We start from the raw sequence: 24,075 nt of genomic DNA, 5'->3' as shown, positions 1-24,075 counted from the left end.
CTTTTGTCTACAATCTGAAACCCCTTCAACTATATTGAAGGGGTTTTGCTTGTATACCTCTTTTATTTTTTCATTCACTGCTTTGTGTAGTATTAAAAAATTCAGACTGATCTTTTTTGTTAGCCTTTACCTTATTGTTGTTTTTACCCATTTTTCCATCTGATTCATAACTTAATTTCTGCGGTACCTTTTTATTTTCTTCCATAATTTCCCCTTTCAAAACTATTATCACTTGACTTAAACCATTACGTTTCTTGGTTATTGATTGTATTGTTAACTAAGTTTTGAGTTGCATCTCGAGACGACTCTGCCGCATTTTCAATAGCTGGCTGCACGTAGTTTAAAGCTGACTGATTTATGTTTTTAAATATTTTCATTTTATTTCTAGGATCATTCTGATTTTGATTACTTTCCTTCATTGTCAATTCCTCCATTGTTTTCTTTCATCTTTTTATTCTCTGATTTATTTTGAAAAATATACAAAACAACTCCTTTTTCCTTCTTGCACTAACCTGCCGTTAAGTGTAATATTTCACAATCTTAATTTAAATTTTTGTGTTTTAGATAGAGGGCACTACGATCAAATGGATAAAGCTTTCCTATTTTCGGTAAACTATTTAAAATAGACAAGTTTAGTTGCTTATTAATAAGCGATTATAAAAACGGAAATAATGCTTGTTTTTCTCATGACTAATAAATCAAATATTTAGGAGGTACAACAACTTGAAAAAGCGGAAAATTGGCATGGCACTATCGCTTTTCCTAGTAGCTGGAACACTTTTAGGTGCTTGCGGAAAGGCTACTGATAACTCAAAGAATAATACAGGTACTGGTGGAAACAAAGCAAAAGAGTTCTCTGTAGGTATGGTAACTGATATTGGCGGTATTGATGACAAATCATTTAACCAATCTGCTTGGGAAGGGCTTCAAGCTTTTGGTAAAGCTAATAACTTGCAAAAAGGCAAACGCGGATATGATTACCTTCAGTCCACATCTGATGCTGACTATATAACAAATTTAAATACACTCTCACGACAAGGCTTTGATTTAGTATACGGTATTGGTTTCTTAATGCAAAACGCAGTAGATGAGATTGCGAAGCAACAAAAGAATACAAAATTCGCTATTATTGATTCCGAAGTTAAAGAGCCAAACGTTGCAAGTATTCTTTTTAAGGAGCAAGAAGCAGCTTTCCTTGCTGGGGTTGCAGCAGCCCTTACAACGAAGAATGACCATGTGGGTTTCATCGGCGGTATGCAAAGTTCTGTAGTTGAACGTTTCCAAGCTGGTTACTTAGCAGGTGTTAAAGCAGCAAAACCATCAGCAAAAGTTGATGTCCAATATGCTGGTGCTTTTGACAAAGCTGAGGTGGGACAAACTATCGCTTCAAAAATGTACTCTTCTGGTGCGGACGTAATTTTCCATGCATCTGGTGGAACTGGTAATGGTTTATTCAAAGAAGCAGTTGACTTAAAGAAAAAAGATCCAAGCCGTGAAATCTGGGCAATTGGTGTAGACCGTGACCAAAACGACATGGGGCCAGACGTGGTTCTTACATCTGCTCTTAAGCGCGTTGATGTAGCAGTACAAGATACTTCTAAAAAAGCAAAAGAAGGTAATTTCCCTGGTGGAAAGGATATTCTCTACGGATTAGCTGAAGACGGGGTTGGCTTAGCTCCTATTAATGCTAAATCTGCAAACAAAGATGCCATTGATAAAGCAGTTAAAGATTGGACAGATAAAATTAAATCTGGATCTTTAAAAGTTCCTGCAACTCTTGCTGAATTAAAAACATTTAGTGCTAAATAATATGAATTTATGAATAAGCGGGTTTGAAACTACCCGCTTATTCATTCAAAAAAGAGAGAAACACGAAAGGATCTTTATCCCTTTTTTCTCTGTTATGTCGCATGTAACCCAAAATGTACAAAAAAAGGTAATCAAATAACATCATTTCTAAAATAAACGTATAACAAGTAGTTCAAAGGAAATACTAAAATGGCTTTTATACAGAAAGGAGGTCGTGACATGGACGTACAACGAGCACAAGAAATTACTAATTCACCGACTATGGCTAATGTAACGTATAACGGAACACGTATCTATATTGAGCATGTAGATCAACAAAACGGAACAACTACAATCCATCCTCTCGATGAACCAAATAATAAACAAAGTGTTTCAGTATCAAGCCTGGTAGAACATTGATTAGGTAAATCTTCTCCGAATGAAAGCATAGTTTCTATGAAAACATCACTTCAGAGTGGTGTTTTCTAGGTCATCCGTATAACCTCCCAAGAAAGTTACTGATATATGCTGCCCCCAGATTGCTTAAACTCCTTAGCTTTTTCCTTCATACCTGTTTCAATAGCTTCCTTCGTATCAAGTTTGTTTTCTTTCGCATAATTACGAATATCTTGAGAGATTCTCATGCTACAAAATTTTGGTCCACACATTGAACAGAAATGTGCTGTTTTTGCACCTTCCGCAGGTAAAGTTTCATCATGATATTCTATCGCTCGTTCAGGATCTAAAGATAAATTAAACTGATCTCTCCAACGGAATTCAAAACGAGCTTTTGATAAGGCATCATCTCTTTTTTGTGCTCCTGGATGTCCTTTTGCCAAATCAGCAGCATGGGCGGCAATTTTATAAGTAATAACCCCTACACGAACATCCTCTCTATTCGGTAAACCTAAATGTTCTTTAGGCGTTACATAACAAAGCATAGCTGTACCATACCAACCAATCATGGCAGCCCCAATAGCAGATGTAATGTGATCATAACCAGGTGCTATATCAGTCGTAAGAGGTCCAAGTGTGTAGAATGGTGCTTCCTGACACACTTCTAGTTGTTTATCCATATTTTCTTTAATTAGGTGCATAGGTACGTGTCCAGGTCCTTCAACCATTACCTGTACATCATGTTCCCAAGCAATTTTTGTTAGCTCTCCAAGAGTCTCTAATTCTGCAAACTGCGCTTCATCATTCGCATCTGCAATTGACCCAGGACGTAAACCATCCCCTAAAGAGAATGCAACATCATACGATTTCATTATTTCGCAGATTTCTTCAAAGTGAGTATATAAAAAGCTTTCTTTATGGTGGTGTAAACACCATTGTGCCATGATTGATCCACCGCGGGATACAATACCTGTTAACCGTTTTGCCGTTAATGGAACATATCGTAAAAGAACACCAGCATGAATTGTGAAGTAATCAACACCTTGCTCCGCTTGTTCGATCAAGGTATCACGGTAAACCTCCCATGTAAGATCTTCAGCAACACCATTTACTTTTTCAAGTGCTTGATAAATGGGGACGGTGCCGACAGGAACAGCTGAGTTTCGAATAATCCATTCTCGTGTTTTATGAATGTTTTTACCTGTTGATAGATCCATAATATTATCAGCACCCCAGCGTGTCGCCCATGTCATTTTTTCAACCTCTTGTTCGATGGATGATGAAACAGCAGAGTTACCGATATTCGCATTAATTTTAACATGAAAATTACGTCCTATTATCATAGGTTCTGACTCTGGATGATTGATATTAGAAGGAATAATCGCTCGACCTTTTGCCACTTCATCACGCACAAATTCAGGTTTCATATTTTCCCTTATTGCGATAAATTCCATTTCAGGAGTAATAATTCCCTTTTTTGCATAATGAAGCTGTGTGACATTTTTCCCTTTTTTTGCACGTAATGGTTTGCGCTTTAAACCCGGAAACACGTTATGATTGGCACGAGGATCATTTTCTTCCTTATACCCATTATCTACAGGCTTAATTTCTCGACCTTCATATTCTTCAACATCTGATCGTTCATGAATCCATGTGCTTCGAATAGCAGGAAGACCTTTTGAAATGTCAACAGAATAATTTAGATCCGTATAAGGACCGCTTGTATCATACACGCGTACTGGAAGGTTTTCCTCTTCACCAAAGTTACCTGTTGTCGGGCTTAACTCAATTTCACGCATTGGTACTTTAATGTCGGATCTCGAACCTGTTACATATACTTTTTTACTTCCTGGAAAACTAGACATGATGGAAATATTTTGTTCATTTAATGAAGTCGTTGACATAATAAATCTCTCCTTTTTTTGAATATAAAGGACGAGATATAGAACATAACAAGTGGAAAAGCGTATAAAAGTACATCAAAAAGCCGGGACCATAAATGGTTGGACCCGGCTAATATGTATGCAGAAGTAGAGGTGCAGTAAAGATTGTCTATTCTAACTTCCCCACGCTGGTATGATCCAGATCAGGTCCCAAGAGTCAAGAAACTTCATCGTGTTTCTTTCTCAGCCCAACTTATTGGGCTCCCCTAGTTATTTATATTCAATTAAGTTACATTATATATGAGTATCGGTTAAAATGAAATACATAATATTATTTAAAGTGATATAGTCGTTTTAGATAGTATGTCTAGGATAGAGAGAAAGGTTAGATATCTTCTTGCTTGGGTTTTAAGAAGTATAATTCTTTTTTGTACTCTAAAAAAAGAAGGCTTACTTGTGACCTGACGCTCCATAATCTTTGATTGTTATTTTTATGTTGTAGTAAATTGGAACCTCACTGTATGTTTGATCCCAATCTTTTTTGACCTTTTCCCATACTTTCGGATGTTCAATTCTTAAACGGTTTCCAAAGCCGGCAACGTCTACTCGATATTCCTTTTGCGTTTTTTTAATTGAATGAACAACCAATCGTTTTACTTCTTTTTCGGTGGATTCTTCTGCCCTTTTTAATGTATTTTGAACAAGTTCTACCAGCGGGTGATATATAGATCAACACCGATGAAAAAGAAATAACGGTACAAGGAACTCCATATAACTGTTAACTGACAAGTATGTAGCACCCTCCCTGTGGAGTTCTTACTTCTTCAATTTCAATAGTTCATTAACTGTAATGAATTTATATCCCTCGTTTGATAATGATTGCAATATTCCTTTAATAGTATTTAGTTCATCACCAGTACCATCATACATGGGGTGAATCAAGATAATAGAACCAGGTTTTACATTCTTTTTCACATAACTCACTTTGTCAGTGGCAGAAGTGTAGTAAGTATCTGGTTCAAGACTCCAAGTGATCGTATCTCTATTATTCTTATATAAATAGTAAGGCAAGCCTACGAGTTTTTTTCCATTCGGAGGTCGGAAATCAATTTTACCTTTATAACCGGATTCTCGAATTAGTTTATCAGTTTTTTCCATTTCCTCCTTGATGTAAGAAGGGGATTTAAAAACCATCCGCTGATGGGAATAAGTATGATTTCCAATTTGATGCCCTGCACTTACTATTTTTTTAGCTTCTTCAGGATTTTTTTCAATTTCATTACCGATTAGAAAAAATGTCGCTTTTACATTGTATTGTTGTAACAAGGGTAGAATTTTTTCTACATTTTTTGTTGGTCCATCATCGAAGGTCAATGCGACTACCTTTTGATCGGTCTTCACCTGGTCGGTTAGTCCACCAAATAACTGGAAGGTTCTAGAATTCATTAACTTATAGGTTCCAAGTAATAAAAGGAACACTAACAAAATTCCAATTCCACTATAAATTAATTTCTTTTTCATAAATTGAGCCTCTCTTTCGAATTTATTAAAGTCTATTTTAATACCTCTATTAACAAAAATGGATAATTTTCTTTCTCAGATTGTAAGGATTTATAGGCTGAGATGAGTAGTAGATTAGTTGTCTAATAGGAGAATTTGAAGATTATTTGCAATTTCCCCTTTTTTTGGAGGGGTAGCGGTTGGGTCATACACAATAACATCCAGCGGTTTTTGGGTTAGAATATCAACAGCGACGAAAATTGTAACTTTTTCGTGATGTGAAAAAGTGCCAGTTCTCAAAAAGGGAACTGACACTTTTCATATAATTATTTAACAACTCTTTCCCGAACCACTTCTTTTGATAAGTATCTGCAACCTCGGAAAGTGATTAAACATGTTAATATAGTAAGAATCCTTTAGCAGCTTATCATAAAAGCGATCAACCAATTCATTCACTTTTTCCTGGTCTAGTGCAATGGTCATCATCAATTCCCTCTTTTTCTTAATTGGAGTAGTTTCTACTATTATTATAGTGTAAATAATAAACCAGAATTGTGACTTACATCACGAAAAAGACCTTTTGGAAGAATAAAGACACCTTTGTTAATCTAAACAGCAGGTGTCCTTACAATAGATATTAATTTATTCATTCTTCGAACGGCGATTATAATCCTTTTCAATTCCTTTTTTCCAGCTTCGATCTATCTTTTTGCCACTTCGAAGGCTGACCACGGCTTCATTCACCGCTTCATAATTTAATTGCGTTCCTTTATTGTCCGCGTGGTAATCAACGGCGAAGTCCTCATTGATTCCAAATCGAGCAGCAGTCGAAATGGCATCGATATTGGCTCCAAGGAATAGGAATTCCCAGCCATATTTCTCCTTTTGGTGTTCAACTATTTTTTTGATTTTGTTGGTTGTGAATTCACGGCTGGCATTTTCCATCCCATCCGTGGTAATAACGAAGAGTACTTTTTCAGCACGTTCATCCTCACTGGTTCTCTTTTGTACATTCACGAATTTTTGAATGGTAAAACCAATGGTATCTAATAATGCAGTGGTGCCGCCTACTTGATAGTCTTCTTCAGTGATAGGAGAAATGCCCCGTACATTGATTCGGTCGTGGAATAATTCGTACTCGTGATTAAATAATACAGTCGTAACAATGGCTTCCCCTTCAGCCTTTTGCTGTTTCTTCAGCAACGCATTATAACCACCGATTGTATCAGCCTCAAGTCCTGCCATGGAGCCGCTTTTATCTAAAATAAATACTAATTCTGTTACATTTCTTTTCATGAATATCATCCTCCGTTCTTTGATAAACAAAGGATAACACTAATCCATTACGAAATGGTCGCTTGGGAAGCGACATTTCAGGCACCGAGTAGTGGCTGGTCAAAAGCAAATAAGGCCTCATTGACTTCATGAATATTGTAATTAGCATGTTGAATAAAATACTCAATTATCACATCAAATTTATTGCTGCGTGACAAGGTATAACCGGCTGCAGCTAGCAGCTCCATCGTTTCCTCCACAGTTAATTTTAACGCAAAGGCAAAAGCAATCGTGGTTTTCTTTTTCGGGGTATAATCGTCTTCATTTCGGATTTTGGAGAATAATCGCCGGTCAATATTCGCCCTTTTATACGTCTCTACATCCGTCATTCCTTTTTCATCAATGAAACGAAGCAGCCGCTCGGAAAAAGATTCATCGAGGTGGTCCAACAGGTTGACTAAGGAATACTCTGCTTCTTTATTCAGATCCTGTTGAACAATTTCGACTTCTTGACGGCTTTCCCATATATACCGTTCTTCTCTATTATAATTAAACGTGCTTTCTACTTCTTCTACATAATGCTCATCAATATATTGATGAATCGATGTAAATAATTTCTTGCTTAAACCGAAAGAACTTTTGTCAAAAACTACTAGATAAACGAGCATATCATGACGTAGTAAAAAAGAGCCGATCGTGGAAACCGCAATTTGTAATGCTTCCTCCTTTGGATACCCATAAATGCCCGTCGAAATTAACGGAAATGCAATGGATTCACATTGATGAGTTTTTGCCAGCTCCAAGGAGTTATAGTAACTTGCCTTTAACAGTGCTGCTTCATGTTTGGAACCACCCTGCCAAATAGGTCCTGGTGTATGTATGATATATTTGGCCTCCATGTTAAAGCCATCAGTCAAAACGGCTTCTCCAACCCTGCATTCCCCCATTTTATCGCATGCTTCTTGCAACTCATTGACACCTGCCGCACGGAATATAGCACCGCATACGCCACCACCCATTTTCAGCGATGTATTCGCAGCATTTACAACCGCATCGACCTTCATCTTTGTAAGATCATGGCGAACAATTTCTAATGGCATAAGTTTTCCCCTCCCCAAACCATTTTTTATAGTGTTCATTATATCAAAAAAAAATTTGATATTCGTAACAGTTGGTGCCTGACACTCTTTTACTGGACTTTCAATTAATAAAGCATGTGCGTTTGACAAATTCGGGTTGTGACACAGGCATGCCCTTGATATACTTTTTATATCTGATATACTTTTTATATCAAGTTTTTTAATCTCTTTGGAGGTGGTTTTTATTAAGATTTGCCCATATTTAGAATACTCATTCCAAATACTAGGTAAAAAGTGGAACGGGTTAATCATTCACTATTTGTCCCTTTGTGAGAACAACTCAACCAGTTTTACAGAAATGGTTCAAGAAATTTCTAACATTACGCCCAGAGTCTTATCCATGAGGTTAACTGAACTCATAGAGTATGGTCTAGTGAAGAAAGAAGTGATAGATTCACCCTCCGTAACGATTTCATATAAATTAACCGAAAAAGGGCAAGCACTTGTTTCTGCCTTACAGCCTATCCAGAAATGGGCAATTGAATATAAAGATAAGGTTTAATTAAAAAACAGGAGTGATCAAAATGAATAGCAAAAGTAATATGATGTGCGATTTGGAAACAGGGATTTGTGGAAGCACAGGAGACGAGGGAATGGAAATGATTGACTTTAATCAACCAAAAAAAACGATTAATCTTTATTATGTCACCGACCCAATTTGCTCCCACTGTTGGGCACAAGAGCCAGTGCTCCGTCGTTTTGAAGAGCAGTATGGCGATAACTTTACCCTCCATACGGTTATGGGAGGATTATTAGAAAAATGGGGCGATGGACCTGTCGACCCAGCAAATGGAATCGCAAAACCGTCTGATGTTGCTGGACATTGGAGAGAAGTTGGTGAATATACACGCATGCCAATTGATGGCACACTTTGGTATGACAACCCAATTCACTCATCCTATCCCCCATCTACTGTATTTAAAGTCATTCAAAAGCAAAATGAAGCTTTGGCTCGTGTGTTTTTACGACGTGTGAGAGAAGCCGTTTTCGCATTCAATCAAAATATTGCTGAGAAGTCGATTTTAGTGGAAATCGTGAATAATCTTGGACTTGATGGAGAAGCAATTGTAAAAGAAGCGGAGCTGCCAAGCCGACAGCAATTATTAAATGAAGATTTCGTGCTAGCTGCCAAATTAGGTGCCAGAGGGTTTCCAACGATTGTCATGATAAATGAGGAAAATAAAGGTGTGAAGATTGTTGGAGCTCGCCCATTAGAATACTATGTTGCAGGGCTAAAACAAGTACTAGATTCAGAGACTCTCCAAGTTAAACAACAACCAGCACTTTCTAGCCTGCTTGAAAAAGAAAAGCTTTTATTTTCGAAAGAGATTGAAGTAATGTACGATCTTGAAAAAACAGAAATTAACGCTTTTACTGAAAAAGAACTTTCATCAACCAGTTATCAAGTGAAGGAACTTCTAGGTGAAGCCTATTTTGTGAAGAAATAATCACGAAAACAGTAACGGGTTCCGTTCCCTATCGCTAACATTAAAAATGGAACCAAAAATGACTATCAAATTGTAAACTAATTTGATAGTCATTTTTTATTGGTATATCAAGCTTTTTACAGAATAAGTGCTTAAATTTGTACAAATGATAATGATTACTTATACATAAAAAAACACAATAGGTACTTTTTGCATGTACCTTTTGTCATTTTTATAGTCTATTGTATCTGCTCTGGTTTTCCAAAATAGCTAAACGAATTTGCTTCACTTTTATTTCTTTGCTTAATGAAAGCTATTCAGGTTGATTTTCATTTTACATTCCCCCATTAGCGTATTGTTCAGTTTCAAGAAGTTTTTAAACAACTTATTTTGTAACAATATTCATCTGAGATGTTTTTTCTACTATCTTTATCATTCCCGATTCCTCGAACTTTTTAACATTTTTCGTTTTCCATTTTATTTGAATTTTCTACATTTTTTTCATTTACAACATGGTTTGTGGATTTATACATTTTTGCTTGTTATGGATTATTCTCTTTGTTGAATGGGTACTGTATTGTCATCCCAAATATATAGGAGGTAATATCAATTGAACAATGAACAGTACCCAAGCAAATTGCGATTTCTGTGTTTTGAATCGTAAGGTATCACCGTTTAATCGGACTCCTTTGATTCATCGGCGCTCTCCTCTTCTGGAATAACAGGAGCCTCCAGGGCAGGGGAATCAATATTATACTCCATAACTTTTACCTTTGGCGGCTCTGGCCGACTTTGACCATACAGACGTACGTAGATTTCTTCAATTTCCTCTCCTGTCAAATCGCCCCGCTTCAGCAATTCTTCTGCAATGGAATGGACAAAGTCCGCGTTTTCATTTACTAGCTTCTTTACTTGAAGCATTTGGTCTTTTAACAACACGTTGATTTTTGGACGAAGCGCTCTAAGTCCATCGATTCGAGAGCCTATCGCCAGCCAGCTGAACAGCTCATCTCCCATACCTACCATTCCAAGGTAGGCGCCAGCTAACAGCGTAGCATGCTGCAGGTCGGAGGTGACACCGTTTAATTTCTTGAAGAGGAACTCTTCTTCCACCGCCCGTGCTGCCAGACACACCTGGATTTCTGCTAGGATTTCGCTATCGCTTCTATTATACCGCTCCTCTGTCGGCTTGGTGGCTGCAAGACCTAGCGCACTGCCCCTGCGGATAATTGTTACCTTCCAAACCCGTTCGTGCGGCTTCAATAGATACTGAGCGACTGCATGGCCGGCCTCATGGTAGGCGACATTACGCTTCTCATCTTCCATCATAGAGCTCAGAGGCTGCTTTAGTCCCCACTCATAAGTCTCCATGGCGGCCCGGAAGTCCTCGTAGCTTGCTAACTGTGCACCATGTTGGTGTGCAATTACAACAGACTCATTAACGATGTGTTTGATTTGTGCTGGGCTATAACCAATCGTATCAAGTGCAGCCTTCTCAGGTGTAAGAGTAGCGTCCCTTTTTACCTTCTCGAGGTAGTAGTTGAATACGTCCACCCTTCCATCATAATCTGGGGAATCTACCCAAAGCTTCCGATCAAATCTGCCGGGGCGGAGCAGCGCCTGATCGAGTACATCGGGCAGATTGGTTGCTCCGATTGTCAGCACTGCAGGTCGTTCTGCTTTTTTGCGCCGCAGCCCAAGTGAACGTAGCAATTTGGCAATCTTGGAATTATCAATGTTTGGCGGGTCCATCTGCAGAAGCAGCTCATTTAGCAGGCCCGAACCCATGCCCGCCATGCCGAGCATCCCACCCATACCACCACCACCGCCTCCAGCCGAACGACTCATTCCGATTGCATCGATTTCGTCGATAAAGATAATGCAGGCGCCGTATACTTTCGCAAGCTTCCTCGCCTTCCTATAGAGGCCCATCACCTTCAGGTTGCCGACGCCGAAGAACATATTTTGAAAACTAGGAGCCGATGCGTAAGCAAAGGGAACCTGCGCTTCGTTTGCAATTACCTGTGCCAAATAGGACTTTCCAGTGCCAGGGGGCCCACATAACATCAACCCTCGTATCGCCTCACCACCCATGTCCTTAAACTCCTTGACGCCCTTTAGCAAAACGACAATCCGCTTGGCATTATCAACGATTTCGGGATTTCCGCGGTAATCATCCCAAGTCGAACCAGTCTCGCCAGGCAGAATCCAGTAAGTTCTTCCCCGTGCCAGGAACCAGAAAAGAGCAACAAACTGGATAATCATAAACATCATTGCAAAGAGCAACTGCAGCAAATAACTAACAATAGTCAACGCTACCTGCCAATAGGCTGGCCCTCCCCTTAAGAGAATCATTCCTAAGAAAAAGATGGCCGCAAGCCAGAGAAGAGATTTACGCCACTTGACCCATTGATATTTCCTCATAGCTTCACTACCTTTCGGAATATTCAGAATATTATATGAGGAATTAGCCCTAAAAGTGCCTAGAAAGGTGTCAGGCACCTAAAAAAGACAATTGTCCATCATATACGGACACCTTTAATTATGTTTAAGGCGAATAACTTGAGAATCATACTGATATTTATTCGTTGTCTAATCAGGTCATACCTTATTTATATGAACGATATTAAGATTTTTTTGTTGAATTGTTGTTAATATTTTCCATATTTCTATTAAAAATGTTCTTTAAATCTAGGCACCTCTTCCCTTCAAAGGCATAGATAGATTTATCTATTCCTATGAACAAAATATTACTTATAAACAATGAAAAAGCCCTCCATGTAGGAAGGCTTCACCTTGCTTATTTAATTAATTTATTTTTAATGTCCAATAAATATTTGAGTACAACTGCTATACCGCTTATGAAATAGAATGTTATCAGAATCCACCCTGTTGGATCTATTGAAAACATGGATATTAGAATGTTCAACGGCAAAACAATATATACGATATCCTTTAAATAATCTAAAACAAATGTGGGATCGAACTTGCCTGCCCAAAAAGATTGGAAGAATGCAATAAGAAAATTAAGAATCATTAGTCCATATACAGCCCACATTGTGTAGAGCATCCAGTCTGAAAGTGTAAAGCCCATTTATCATCACCACCTTACATTATACTATGCTAGTAATAATGTAAGGTGAAGACAACAACGAGTTAAATTAACAAAATTTTCAGAAATAAGAAGTTGAATAAAAAAAGGGTTTTTGGATTCCTAACCTGTAGCTGCATAAATGTTAATCTACAGTCTTGCTGCAGCATGAAGTGTATCACATACATATGAGATAGCTGACGAAGGATAATTTCATCAAACTCTCGTCAATCAAATCTCCACTTTCCTCCCTATTACCCCTCCATTGCTTTTAACGCTTTTCTTTTGAATCCGCATTGCTCCATGGCTTCAGCAAGCTCTACTCTTAATTCCGATATATCAAAATTCACTAATTTTTTTCCTGCAACGACTTGCTTTCCAGCGATGAATACGTCTCTTACATTGCTGGCATTAGCAGAGTAGACTAATGCAGAATACGGATTAAAAATAGGAAACATGTTGACTGAATCGGTTTCGACTAGAATGAAATCGGCTTGTTTCCCTACCTCGATTGAGCCAATTTCCTCCTGCATGCCTGAAACCTTCGCTCCCCCAATGGTTGCTAATTTTACAATTTCTTCCGCTGGGAAAGCACTGCGATCTTGTAAATAAGTTTTATGGAAATTAGCAAACAAACGCATTTGGCTAAATAAATCGAGCGTATTGCCACTGCTTGGGCCATCTGTTCCTAACCCAACCGTAACACCAGCAGACAATAAATCGCGGACACGGGCTACACCTTTGGCAGATTTCGTATTGGCGCCGATACAATGAGCCACCTTTATATCATACTTCTTCAACAACTCAATATCATGGTCTAACAAATGAATACAGTGGGCAGCTACGAGTCTCGGACTCAATACGCCTATCTCCTCTAAAAATTCAATCGGCGTTTGATTGAATTCTTCACGATATTTGTCCATTTCAAAATCCATTTCACTGACATGCATCATCCATGGCACATTGTATTTTTTAGACAATGCATCTGCTTGTTGGAGCACTTCAATCGTATTAGAATACGGTGCATGCGGTGCTATTGATGCTTGAATTCGATTATTTCCTTGCCATTTCGGCAGAAAACTTTCAGCGTATGGCAAGCCACCCATGGGCTCCGCTACATCAACCGTTACGGAATCAATGACGGTTTCTGCTAAAATACCGCGACTATGCATTTCCTCTGCCGCTACAGCCAATTGATGTTCAAAATAATACATATCAAAGAAAGTCGTCACACCAGCAAGCTGCATTTCCGCAATAGCATATTTTCCACTCGTGTAGGCTAATTGTTCATTCATACATTCATTTTCTAATGGAAATAAGAAGCGGCGTAAACGATCTGGATAGTCATCCCCTAAAGAACGGAAAGGAATCATGCCAATATGTGTATGAGTATTGACCATGCCAGGTAACAAAATAGCACCTTTGGCATCGATACACTTGTCATAGGTGCTATTCTTCGGCAATGAATTCATCGCACCTACTTCTTTAATTTTCGTCTCGTCTACTAGTAAATAGCCATGATGAAATTGCTCCATTTGCTCATTCATCGTTAAAATCCACGCATTTTTAAGGAGAATTTTCAAAGTTTTTCACTCTCTACTAATGGGATCATCATTTGAGACCGCACATTCATCATCCCTTTGTCTGTAATTTTGATAACAGGTGAAACCGGCAATGATAAAGTTGAGAAGGACATAATTTCATTGCTGTTGCGATAACCTAACGCAATCATCGCTTGGCGAACCTCCTTCAAATGTGCACCTAGTTCCTGGATGGGTGCATCGCTAATAATTCCGCCAACGGACAATGGGCAAATCGCTTGTACCTTTCCAGCTTGGGCAACGACATAACCACCTTGTATGTCCAACAATTGTTTTTGCGCCACTAATATATCTTCCCTACTCGTTCCCATCACCATCAAATTATGATGATCATGTGCCCAAGTTGTGGAGACAGCTCCTTTTTCAGATAACGCATTTTCGACAAATCCGTAGGCGATATTACCAGTTTTCCCATATCGCTCCATCACAACTATCAAGGCTAACCCACTTTTCTCCCAATCTAAATATCCTTCTACGACTCCAATCTCTCGCTGTACATGTTCGGTAAATGTACCAACTTCCGAAATTTGAATCACGTTGACTACTGCCTTTTCAATTGCCTTCACCTTGATGCGTAAATCCTCCGATGTTAAGGCACGACATTTTAAAGATTGGTAGAAATGTCCAGGAAACTTAGGTTTCACAGCTGGATACCGGATGTCATTTCCTCGTTCGTGAACCAATTTTCCATCCTTATAAACCGCAGCGATATCTAAGGTTTCAACGTTATCTACCAGTAGAAAATCAGCTTTAAAGCCCGAGACAATTGCACCACGGTCCTGGAATCCCATTCGTCTAGCAGGCGTATAGGTAGAACAGTATAGTGCCTGTTCAACGGGCATACCGTAGAAAATAGCTAAACGTACGTTCACGTCCAAATGCCCCTCCAGCAAATCGTCTGCCATCACATCATCGGTAATGATGGCCAAATATTCATAGAAATTATTTTCCACTATGACACGTATATTTTCCGGCGTAATCGATTTCTTTTGAAATTCCAAAAACATCCCATTCGTGATCTTCTCATAAATCGAATCGGGCGATTGATGGGTATGATCAGCCGTAATCCCTGCATATAAAAATTTCGCCAATTCTAATCCGGAAACACGCGGAATATGCCCTTCTAAAGGCATTAATGGCTTTTCCGTTTGAACCACACGTAAAATTTGTCGAATTAAAGAATCCGGTTCATTGACAATCCCATTGAAGTTCATCGCTTCCCCTAAAGCCATCACTTTCGGATGCTGCAGGAGCTGATTCACTTCTTCAACACCAATATAGCCTCCTGTCGTTTCTAGTTCTGGTGTCGTCGAAGGGACAGACGAAGGAATGGCATAGAAAATATCCATCACACTCGGTTGGGAAAAGAACGCCTCTAGACCTTCCATACCAAACACATTGGCAACCTCATGAGCATCCGCCACAACCGTTGTTACTCCATGAGTTAACACTGCTTCTGAAAAAATAGACGGTGAAGTCATGGAGCTTTCAATATGCATATGAATATCTATTAAACCTGGAATCATATATTGATGTTTTGCATCCACCACTTTACTAGCCTTTAAATTCGCAAATTTCCCAGCCGTAATATAGTAAAATTTATCATCAATAATCGCCACATTTTTCTTTTCAAACGTTTTTGTAAATGTGTTGAAAACCTGTGCATTGATAATCGCTAAATCGACTTTCATTTCAGAGTTCCCTCTTTCTTATGTACATGATAAACAAGAATAGGGCCAAGAATTATCCTTAGCCCTACTCCTTAACACAGTGATTATTTATTCAGAATTCTATTCCATTGATTAATCCAAGATTCAAGATTTTTATTGACGAATAATGGATCCACTTTGTTTGTACGTGCGGCAACATCACCGTATGTTTTATTCTTTGCCGCTTCATCGTCTAATACTACTTCTTTATTTGTTGGAGCTTCATTTAAAGATACAGCCGTTTTTTCTTGTACTTCTTTGCTTAATCTCCAGTCAATATATTTATAAGCTAAGTCTTTATTTTTAGAGTTTTTGTTGATGTTGATGGTGTTAAAGTTTGCGTATGTTCCAGATTGTGGGACAACATAAGCAACATCTGAATTTGAACCAGTAATAAGTGGAACAGCAAAGTCACCCACAACAGCCGCTACAATTTCTCCTGATTGGAACATGTTTGCTAAATCTGATGATTTGCTATATGTTTTGACAACGTTTGGAGCTAGATCAGTAATTCCCTTAAATGCTGCTTTTCCTTTATCAGTTGTAATATCAACATTCTCGTGCTCACTTGCTACAGTAAGCATGGCTGGACCAAATGTTGTCGTAATGTCAGGAATGGAGATTTTTCCTTTCAAAGAAGGATCCCATAGATCATCCCATTCCTTGATTTCCATACCTGCTGCCTTTTTATTGTAGACAATCCCGATACTGTTTAACGTATACGCTGGGCCAGAACCATCTGCAGATAATTGTTTTGCACTATCGATAAGATTTTGCATATTAGGTACTTTTGAACTGTCTATTTTTTCAAATAAGCCTTCTGCTACACCATCAGCCGCATTTGATTGAGACAATTCAATCACATCAACCGTTGAGTTCGGGTTACTTTTCAATTTTGTAAAACGTTCCGAGCTTGTACCAGTTTCTAACACAATATCGACATTATATTTCTTTTCAAAGGGTTTGAAGACATCTTCTTGCATTTTATCTTCTTCTAAACCAAAAGTGGAGATAACCAATGTTTTTGGTTCCTCTTTTGCAGTATCTTTTGCAGTATCTTTTGCAGTATTACCACCGCCACATGCTGCCAACATACTAGCCGTTACGAAAGCTAGACCTACTAGGCCCAATTTTTTGTTCATTTTATTCTCTCCTTTTCATAGATGCTTGAACTACTTTATATTTCGAATAGAATTAACTATACGATGATTAGTTTGTAAGATGGAATTAATAAGGTGACAGCGTCTCCCACTTGATAGATCACCTCATCGGCTTCATTTACAAGTAATGTGCCAATTGACGTTTCAACCTCATATTGGTAAGACTTACCTAAGAAAGTACGGACTTTTATTAACCCTGACACGGTATTATTTGTATTTGCATTGGTGCTTCCGACAATATCAATGTCGTCTGGGCGAATCGTTCCTGTATGTTTTCCTGTATCCCATTTGCGAGTACTAGTGAAAACAGTTCCATCAACCGCTTGATATTTCCCGTCTTCGATTGGTGTCAAATCAAAGAAGTTCTCAAAGCCGATAAAGCGAGCGACGAACTCCGTTTTTGGATTTTTATAAATCTCTTCAGGTGTGTCGAACTGTTCGATCACACCTTTATTCATGACAGCTACTTTATCAGAAATGGAGAAGCATTCCTCTTGATCATGCGTAACAAACACAGAGGTAATCCCTAATTGGCTTTGGATCCGTTTAATTTCGATCCGCATCGCCACGCGCAATTTAGCATCTAAGTTACTTAATGGTTCATCCAGTAATAATAATTTGGGTTCGATGACTAAGGCACGTGCTAAAGCCACACGTTGTCTTTGTCCACCTGAAAGTTGTTTTGGATAGCGGTCACTCAGCTCTTCTAAGCCTGTAATCGCTAAAATATCGTTTACTTTTTTGTCAATGGTATTCTTTTTTTCCTTGCGTAATTTCAAACCAAACGCGATATTTTCTTTGATGGTTAAATGGGGAAACAACGCATAGCTTTGGAATACCATGCCAAATTCACGCTTATGAACGGGCACCTTTGTTAAGTTTTTATTGTCAACTTGGAACTCCCCATCATTTGGTTCAATTAAACCCGCAATCACACGTAAAGTCGTTGTTTTCCCGCAACCTGATGGTCCTAATAAGGAAACCAATTCGCCTTTTTCAATGGATAAATTCAAATCTTTCAATATATCGGTTCTGTTATCATAACTGACCCGAATATCTTTTAATTCCACATAGGACATGATGTATGTTCTTCCCCCTTTGATGTTGGATCTAGGGTGTTCCTATGAAATACTCGCTAACCCTAATGACTTTTCAATAATAACCATCAGAACAATCGTACCAAGCATTAAAATAACGGATAATGCAGAAACAGATGGATCATAGTTGTATTCAATATAATTCATTAAGCTAGTTGGTAACATAGTCACACCCGGGCCTGATAAAAACTGTGACACAGGTATATTGTTGAAAGAATTAATGAATGCCAACATGAAGGAAGCAAAAATTCCTGAAGTAATGTTCGGTAAAACCACTTTGCTAAACGTTTGTAATTTTGTACAACCTAACGTCCACGAAACTTCTTCAATCGAAAAATCTAACTGCTCGATAGTTGAACCTACCACACGAATCACGTAAGGCAAGCAAATCAAGAAATGACCCAGTAACAATCCCTGGAAAATAGGAAATTGAAATTGTATCACAATAAATTGATACAAGGCATAACCGACGACTAACCCTGGTACGATCGTTGGCGAAAGGAAAAAGCTCTTAATCCAACTTCGTCCTAACACCTTGTGGCGTGCCAATGAATAAGCAGCGGGAACACCGATAATCAATGCCAACAGAGTCGCAATAAAGGCTACTTGTAGACTAAGCAAGAAGCTGTTCATAAAGGATTCATTGTTAAATACTTTGCCAAACCAATCAAGGGTAAAACCTTCAATTGGAAATTGAATCGTTGAATTGGTTCCAAAAGAGGTCACGACAATAATGAGTAAAGGGACAAATAGAAACGCAAAAACGAACCCTGCGAAGATTTTTAAACCAACATTTTTACGCACTTGTCTCACCTCTCTTATCCATACGTCCAGCAACCCAGTAGAATAACTTCATCACAATGACCGTCGCCACAATCATAATCAAGGCAATCACACTTGCACCTTGCCAGTTGCCTAATGCCGTTGCATTTTGATACAAGAAGGTGGCTAACATGATATTTCGGTTCCCACCCAATAATTGAGGGGTTGTATAGGCTGTCATCGTACCCGTAAAAACTAAAATACTGCCAACAATAATCCCTGGTACACTTAATGGCAAGATAACCTTCATGAAAGCAATCAAACGATTGGCACCTAATGTTTCTGCTGCTTCCATTATTTCAGAATCAATGTTTTCTAAAATCCCCACCAAGGTAATGACCATTAAAGGTAAGAATAAATACACGGATCCAATCCCAATGGCAAATTCCGTATAAAGCAAAGTCAGTGGTTTAGAAATCAAGCCGGCATTCATTAAAGTATTATTAATAATACCGTTTTGTCCTAACAGAGTAATCCAGGCAAAACTTCGAACCACTGAATTTGTTAGCAACGGAAACAATGTTAAAGCCATCAACAGGCTGCGCGATTTTTTCGGACTTTGGGAAATGTAGTATGCAGTCGGAACGCCTAACAATACACAAATCAAAGTTACGATCAGTGAAATTTTTATCGTCCGCCAAAAAATACCTAAATTATACTCATCCATGAAGAACGAAGTATAATTTGCCAAGGTGAACCCTCCATTAAAGAACGTTGGAAAAACGATAGAAATAAGAGGTACCACCAAGAATAAAATCAAGAGAATCAAGCCTGGAGCCAAGATGATATATGGGACTCTTCGATGCGTCATATCTGGCCTCACTTTCCATATTCTAAAAAAGTATTTCCTATGATGATAAATATCATACAAGCAGACGCTTTATATGCTTTCTTGTATACTAGTATTATAATTACTAAGACACTCTCTGATAACTAAAAATACGAATATTACAATTTTTATTTAAATTAAATGTTCGTAAAAAGCAATGAAAAGTTATTAAATAAATGATGAAAGTAAGTGTTTTTCATTTTTTTACATAAAGTCAAAAATAACAAAAATTTAACCCGAACCTGAAGAGATACAAAAAAAAAGCAGATAGACTATGCTCTTCGCCAACTTTTACGTTGAATATGGTTGTTTACATTTTCATGCACTTCTTGAACAACTGCTTTTATCTGTTCAACTTGTGAATAAAAATCACCAATAATTATCCATATTGGTTAATAGCTTCATATATGGAGTAATAATCGATACCTATTTTGCACCGATGGTTTGAATTCCTTCTATTAATGCACCTGCACTGCTTACGATTGGAGTAGGTGCTCCATTTTCAGCAGTAGCATTTCCTAAACGTTCTTCTGAGATTTGGTGGTAGCCAGGACCCTGGCACATAATAGCAACTAAACAAGCATACGCTAATACGTCGCATCGGGCATCAGATAATTCTCTTTAAATAAAGAACCTTTTCAAATTTCTCCAACGGATATTAAAAATTACTTGGAAGAACAACTAGAACGGGATAAGAGCATTTCAACGGTTAACAAAGAATTAGCGATTATTAAGACATTTTTCCATTACCTTTGGGAGATTAACAAAGTACCTGTTGATCCAGCTGTAAAAATTAAACGTTTTTAAGTTGAAAAGGAGCTCATGGTAATTATTAGTTATGATCAAATACATTCAATTTTGAATAAGGTGTTGTCGAAACAGGAATATTCTAAATTGAGAAAAGTCGTATTCCTTTTAGCTGTTAAGGGATTAAAGACAGCAGATTTCCGTTTTAAAAGGGAAGATGTTTTGGATGATTTCGAAGAGAATAATATTGTCATACAACTTAAGAATCGTTCTATTACCTTAAGAGATATGGAAGCCACATGCTTTCGAGAATATTATGCTGAAACGATGTATAGTGAAAGTGATTTTGTCTTTAACACTACACCGCATGGAGAACATTCTGGGGGACCTATTCAGGTTATGTCTATTCTTAACCATTTAAGAGCGATATCTTCAGATTATCTAGGGGAAAATGATCCAGCATTGACTCTAATATCAATACGTAGAGCAATGGCCTTAAATCTGTATATAAAAAAACGATCCATACAAGACATTGCAAAAGAACTTGGAATAGAAGAAAATTCAGCTTCTAATTACTTAAAATACATATTACTTGGAAATATAACCCCAAAATCTTAATTCGAACAAAGTGGTTTAAAGAATTAATTTAAATTGTGGTTAGACCGTTATTTAATTTTTTGATGATAAATATTTTATATGTGTCTTGTTTCCTTATTTTGGTGTGTTGGAGATTTGCATTCTAGCGCATTTATCTTTTCATTTATGTACAATCCTTACATGTAATTTCGTTGTGGGTTAATTGTTTGAGTATTCAAGAAAAAAGATTATATATACACAAATATTTCTCTCTTCTTTTAAAAAGATCATTATATTGTTAAAGAAACACTATCGGCTTAACTTTTAATATTCATATTAATATGATATATATTTAAAAGTAATGATGCAATATACAATATATACTGAAATAATAACAATTATATAATATATGAAATTATTAATATATATTTCGACATATATGTTATTAGTTTTGTGAGAAAATTAATATTCCTATCGTCCCCTAGCTTGAATAGATTAAAGTCAATCGATGGCAAGGAATAAAATTTCTTCGCAAATACAAAAAGTCTCGTAAATACTTTTCGAGACTTTTTTGATCTATTATGAAAGAGTATAATTTTTAAAACACACAGTTTTGAAGTTAGAGGGAAGATATCTTTTTTGGTTCAATTAAGTTTTATATAATGGTCTAAAGTCTTGATTTACTGCACTTTTTAACTTGTGAAATATCATTTAATTTTATTTAGTAATATCTAAAAGCATCTAATCTGTGACCAAGATGTGACCATTTTTTTATAATTTAATTGGTGATTGTGGTTACATTAAATTAGCTACAGTATACAGCTAATCGTGTCTTAAAATTAGTAATTACTTAGAGAATGCAGTATTAGCCCCACCTACGCTTTATACCTTGATGGGCACACTTTCTATCCACCTATTTTTCATTAAAAAGAAAATCTATCTCTTTCATTTTTAAAGTTTTCCATAATACAAGTTTTTACAATTACTTAAGTATAGAGCATCAATTTGAATTTCTCCCCAATAGCCTTTTGACTTTTCGGCAAACCAATTGATAATAAAGGTGCCAGGTGCCATCCAATATCTGGATGGCACCTGGCACCTTGTTCATGAAGTATAAATAGGAAGTGTTATTCTTATCGTTGTTCCTTTATTTAAAACACTATTTATCTTAATTTTCCCATTCATTGTCTCTATTGTTTTTACAACAACCATTGAACCTAATCCAGTCCCCTTTTCTTTAGTGCTGTAATAAGGTTCGCCAAAACGGTTTATTTGTTCTTTACTCATTCCAACACCGTTATCGCTTATCTCGATAATGATATCGAATTTACTTACGAGTGTAACTAAACTAAGCTCCCCACCATTAGGCATAGCCTCTACACTATTTTTAATCAGGTTTAAAAAACATTGCTTGAAATGTTGAATATTTCCGCGTGTAATTCCTGGCACTAACTCTTCTGATATCTTCACCGAATTCATATTGGCCAATGGTTTCGTCATTTCAATAATACTTCTTATTTCACGATCTATTAAAATAATACCTATATCTTCGGTTGCAGGTTTTGCATATGCTAAATAATCACTAATAATTGTCTCTGCAGATTTAAGCTCTCTAACCACATGTTGAAAGTACTGTTCTCTAACTTCTTGAGAAAGGTTAGGGGCTTTTAGGAGATCAATAAACCCCTTTACAACTGTTAAAGGATTTCTAACTTCGTGGGAAATACTCGCTGCTAACTGGCTAACAACTTCCATCTTTTCTAGCTTTGCTATTTTTGTCTTTATACTAATTGCGTCACCTAATATTTCTATTATATATACAACGAAAAACATGACTACTGGAGGAAGGAAAATAAAATAAAACATATAAGCTTCAGTCACCCTAAATGAATCAGATATGGTAACAGCTATAGAAGTTGTTAATATTCCAAGACACAAAGATAACAGAACTGAGAAAATAAGCTTATTTTTTCTATTGAACATGCTGAACTTTTTTGAAAAAAGTGCCGTTATAATAAAGATCACGATATAAACAATAAGAGTTAGAGAATTGAATCCATAAATAAAAAATCTAATCGCCAACGAAATTATCAACAAGGCAGCCCCGACAGGCCATCCGCCATAAAGTATACCAATTAAAAAAGGAATTTGCCTTAAATCATGTATACAATATTCATCAATATAAATAGGGAATTTCATACATAAAATACTTGGTAAACTCATGCATGCTGTAATAAGGGTTTTTTGATAATTTTTAAGCGTTTTAAAATTATCAATTAAAACGAAGAAAACAAAAATACTTACTAAAATGTAAAACAAGTTATCTAAAACATTTTGATTAATATAAATGAAGTCCATAGTAAATATCCTTTGTCAAAATTTATAAACTTATTTAATTATAAAGGATAAGTCCTATAAAAGAGAGCTTTTTTTATTTAAGTGAAAAACTCCCAAAAATGGATATTAACCTACTAGTTAAGCTTCAATGTTATGACCAAAAAAAATATATTACTAGAACAAAGTTCACTGTGACGCCCCAAAAAGTCTTGTTTCATACGATTGTTCTACACACAGATAATTGAGAAGAAAAAAGATTATGCTCCTTCAAATTATACAAAAAAAACATTTGCAGTAGTTTTCACATATTTGATTGCTGTTTGTAGAAAAAAATTAATCCAGCCATAGACTCACTCACCTTTTCATCGCTCTAATATCTGTAAATCTGACGTGGATGCGTGCGGTCTTACGGTACTCGTACTAACCGTCTCAGACATCGGTCTCCCTCACTCTACCGATAACACACAAAAAAAGGTTCTGGTGCAAATACAATAAAAGTTTGAAAAAATGAATAGATTCCTTACGGAATCCTCAGATTGTAGACAAAAGGCATTCGAATGAGCCCATTCGATGCCTTTTTATTGGATTTTTGCTCGTAAGAGCAAAATTTAGACCTATCCTTTGACTATTATTACGCCAATTCTGGACCTTTCCACGTCCAGCTGGCCATCTTTTTCAAGTTCATGGCAGCAAAAGTA

Annotated in this window: 23 protein-coding genes, 1 pseudogene and 1 riboswitch; of the genes and pseudogenes, 6 read left to right on the top strand and 18 right to left on the bottom strand. The window is 37.1% G+C overall.

The window, feature by feature from the left end; all coding sequences use genetic code 11:
* Window positions 1-70: 70 nt before the first annotated feature.
* Together J7E67_RS31940 and J7E67_RS26305 are read right to left on the bottom strand one after the other, a co-directional pair.
* Window positions 71-205 carry a hypothetical protein gene (locus J7E67_RS31940; RefSeq protein ID WP_285291942.1) on the bottom strand — a complete coding sequence of 45 codons (135 nt, stop codon included), beginning with the start codon at window positions 203-205 and terminating at the stop codon, window positions 71-73.
* A 40-nt stretch (window positions 206-245) separates the two neighbouring features.
* Window positions 246-419 carry a hypothetical protein gene (locus J7E67_RS26305; RefSeq protein ID WP_168243952.1) on the bottom strand — a complete coding sequence of 58 codons (174 nt, stop codon included), beginning with the start codon at window positions 417-419 and terminating at the stop codon, window positions 246-248.
* 304 nt (window positions 420-723) lie between these two features.
* Between J7E67_RS26305 and J7E67_RS26300 the strand changes: the two genes are divergently transcribed.
* Together J7E67_RS26300 and J7E67_RS26295 are read left to right on the top strand one after the other, a co-directional pair.
* Entirely contained in the window at window positions 724-1,809 is a 1,086-nt protein-coding gene (locus tag J7E67_RS26300; protein WP_214733134.1) for a BMP family lipoprotein, read from the top strand.
* Window positions 1,810-2,028: 219 nt separating this feature from the next.
* Entirely contained in the window at window positions 2,029-2,208 is a 180-nt protein-coding gene (locus J7E67_RS26295) for a small acid-soluble spore protein H (RefSeq protein ID WP_045522495.1), read from the top strand.
* Between the two features lie 95 nt (window positions 2,209-2,303).
* Here the strand turns inward: J7E67_RS26295 and thiC are convergent, their stop codons facing one another.
* The 6 genes and pseudogenes from thiC to J7E67_RS26265 form a co-directional block, all read right to left on the bottom strand.
* The gene (gene thiC, locus J7E67_RS26290) at window positions 2,304-4,088 is read right to left on the bottom strand and encodes a phosphomethylpyrimidine synthase ThiC (RefSeq protein WP_214733133.1); all 1,785 of its coding nucleotides are present in this window, start codon (window positions 4,086-4,088) and stop codon (window positions 2,304-2,306) included.
* 142 nt (window positions 4,089-4,230) lie between these two features.
* Window positions 4,231-4,345, bottom strand: a riboswitch (TPP riboswitch).
* Between the two features lie 172 nt (window positions 4,346-4,517).
* A pseudogene (locus tag J7E67_RS26285) lies at window positions 4,518-4,757 on the bottom strand (Ger(x)C family spore germination C-terminal domain-containing protein); the annotation flags it as partial.
* A gap of 126 nt (window positions 4,758-4,883) precedes the next feature.
* Window positions 4,884-5,588: a polysaccharide deacetylase family protein gene (locus J7E67_RS26280; protein WP_214717398.1), complete on the bottom strand. Its 705-nt coding sequence runs from the start codon at window positions 5,586-5,588 to the stop codon at window positions 4,884-4,886.
* A gap of 309 nt (window positions 5,589-5,897) precedes the next feature.
* Window positions 5,898-6,053 carry a hypothetical protein gene (locus tag J7E67_RS26275; protein ID WP_214733132.1) on the bottom strand — a complete coding sequence of 52 codons (156 nt, stop codon included), beginning with the start codon at window positions 6,051-6,053 and terminating at the stop codon, window positions 5,898-5,900.
* 156 nt (window positions 6,054-6,209) lie between these two features.
* Window positions 6,210-6,863 carry a vWA domain-containing protein gene (locus tag J7E67_RS26270; protein ID WP_214717395.1) on the bottom strand — a complete coding sequence of 218 codons (654 nt, stop codon included), beginning with the start codon at window positions 6,861-6,863 and terminating at the stop codon, window positions 6,210-6,212.
* Window positions 6,864-6,940: 77 nt separating this feature from the next.
* Complete coding sequence (locus J7E67_RS26265; RefSeq protein ID WP_214733131.1) at window positions 6,941-7,942, bottom strand: macro domain-containing protein; 1,002 nt, start codon at window positions 7,940-7,942, stop codon at window positions 6,941-6,943.
* Between the two features lie 214 nt (window positions 7,943-8,156).
* On the opposite strand from J7E67_RS26265, the gene J7E67_RS26260 reads away from it, so the two are divergent.
* Both J7E67_RS26260 and J7E67_RS26255 read left to right on the top strand, forming a co-directional pair.
* Window positions 8,157-8,483 (top strand): winged helix-turn-helix transcriptional regulator, encoded by a 327-nt coding sequence (locus tag J7E67_RS26260; RefSeq protein WP_308161479.1) that lies wholly within the window; start codon window positions 8,157-8,159, stop codon window positions 8,481-8,483.
* Window positions 8,484-8,505: 22 nt separating this feature from the next.
* A complete protein-coding gene (locus J7E67_RS26255; RefSeq protein ID WP_214733130.1) occupies window positions 8,506-9,429 on the top strand; it encodes a DsbA family protein in 924 nt (307 codons plus the stop codon).
* Between the two features lie 654 nt (window positions 9,430-10,083).
* Here the strand turns inward: J7E67_RS26255 and J7E67_RS26250 are convergent.
* The 9 genes from J7E67_RS26250 to J7E67_RS26210 all read right to left on the bottom strand — a co-directional run bounded on the left by J7E67_RS26250 (window position 10,084) and on the right by J7E67_RS26210 (window position 20,281).
* Window positions 10,084-11,832, bottom strand: a complete 1,749-nt coding sequence (locus tag J7E67_RS26250) for an AAA family ATPase (RefSeq protein WP_214733129.1) — start codon at window positions 11,830-11,832, stop codon at window positions 10,084-10,086.
* A 376-nt stretch (window positions 11,833-12,208) separates the two neighbouring features.
* Entirely contained in the window at window positions 12,209-12,502 is a 294-nt protein-coding gene (locus tag J7E67_RS26245; RefSeq protein ID WP_168244371.1) for a hypothetical protein, read from the bottom strand.
* A gap of 251 nt (window positions 12,503-12,753) precedes the next feature.
* On the bottom strand, window positions 12,754-14,082 hold the full coding sequence (locus J7E67_RS26240; protein WP_214733128.1) for an amidohydrolase: 1,329 nt from the start codon (window positions 14,080-14,082) through the stop codon (window positions 12,754-12,756).
* On the bottom strand, window positions 14,079-15,791 hold the full coding sequence (locus J7E67_RS26235; protein ID WP_214733127.1) for an adenine deaminase C-terminal domain-containing protein: 1,713 nt from the start codon (window positions 15,789-15,791) through the stop codon (window positions 14,079-14,081). Before J7E67_RS26235 ends, J7E67_RS26240 begins: the two co-directional genes overlap by 4 nt.
* A gap of 83 nt (window positions 15,792-15,874) precedes the next feature.
* Entirely contained in the window at window positions 15,875-16,951 is a 1,077-nt protein-coding gene (locus J7E67_RS26230) for an ABC transporter substrate-binding protein (protein ID WP_214717383.1), read from the bottom strand.
* Between the two features lie 56 nt (window positions 16,952-17,007).
* Window positions 17,008-18,048 carry an ABC transporter ATP-binding protein gene (locus tag J7E67_RS26225; protein ID WP_214717381.1) on the bottom strand — a complete coding sequence of 347 codons (1,041 nt, stop codon included), beginning with the start codon at window positions 18,046-18,048 and terminating at the stop codon, window positions 17,008-17,010.
* A gap of 42 nt (window positions 18,049-18,090) precedes the next feature.
* Entirely contained in the window at window positions 18,091-18,870 is a 780-nt protein-coding gene (locus tag J7E67_RS26220; RefSeq protein WP_214717379.1) for an ABC transporter permease, read from the bottom strand.
* Entirely contained in the window at window positions 18,863-19,699 is an 837-nt protein-coding gene (locus J7E67_RS26215; RefSeq protein ID WP_214717377.1) for an ABC transporter permease, read from the bottom strand. Before J7E67_RS26215 ends, J7E67_RS26220 begins: the two co-directional genes overlap by 8 nt.
* A gap of 444 nt (window positions 19,700-20,143) precedes the next feature.
* On the bottom strand, window positions 20,144-20,281 hold the full coding sequence (locus tag J7E67_RS26210; RefSeq protein ID WP_214717375.1) for a hypothetical protein: 138 nt from the start codon (window positions 20,279-20,281) through the stop codon (window positions 20,144-20,146).
* Window positions 20,282-20,359: 78 nt separating this feature from the next.
* Here J7E67_RS26210 and J7E67_RS26205 point away from each other — a divergent pair, with 78 nt between their 5' ends.
* On the top strand, window positions 20,360-20,524 hold the full coding sequence (locus J7E67_RS26205) for a hypothetical protein (RefSeq protein WP_308160759.1): 165 nt from the start codon (window positions 20,360-20,362) through the stop codon (window positions 20,522-20,524).
* Between the two features lie 87 nt (window positions 20,525-20,611).
* Window positions 20,612-21,082, top strand: coding sequence for a hypothetical protein (locus J7E67_RS26200; RefSeq protein ID WP_214717371.1), 471 nt, complete (start codon window positions 20,612-20,614; stop codon window positions 21,080-21,082).
* Window positions 21,083-22,144: 1,062 nt separating this feature from the next.
* Here the strand turns inward: J7E67_RS26200 and J7E67_RS26195 are convergent.
* Complete coding sequence (locus J7E67_RS26195) at window positions 22,145-23,398, bottom strand: sensor histidine kinase (protein WP_214717370.1); 1,254 nt, start codon at window positions 23,396-23,398, stop codon at window positions 22,145-22,147.
* Between the last annotated feature and the right edge of the window lie 677 nt (window positions 23,399-24,075).

It is taken from the genome of Bacillus sp. ISL-46 (assembly GCF_018613205.1).
This window is presented reverse-complemented; position numbering and strand designations above follow the sequence as displayed.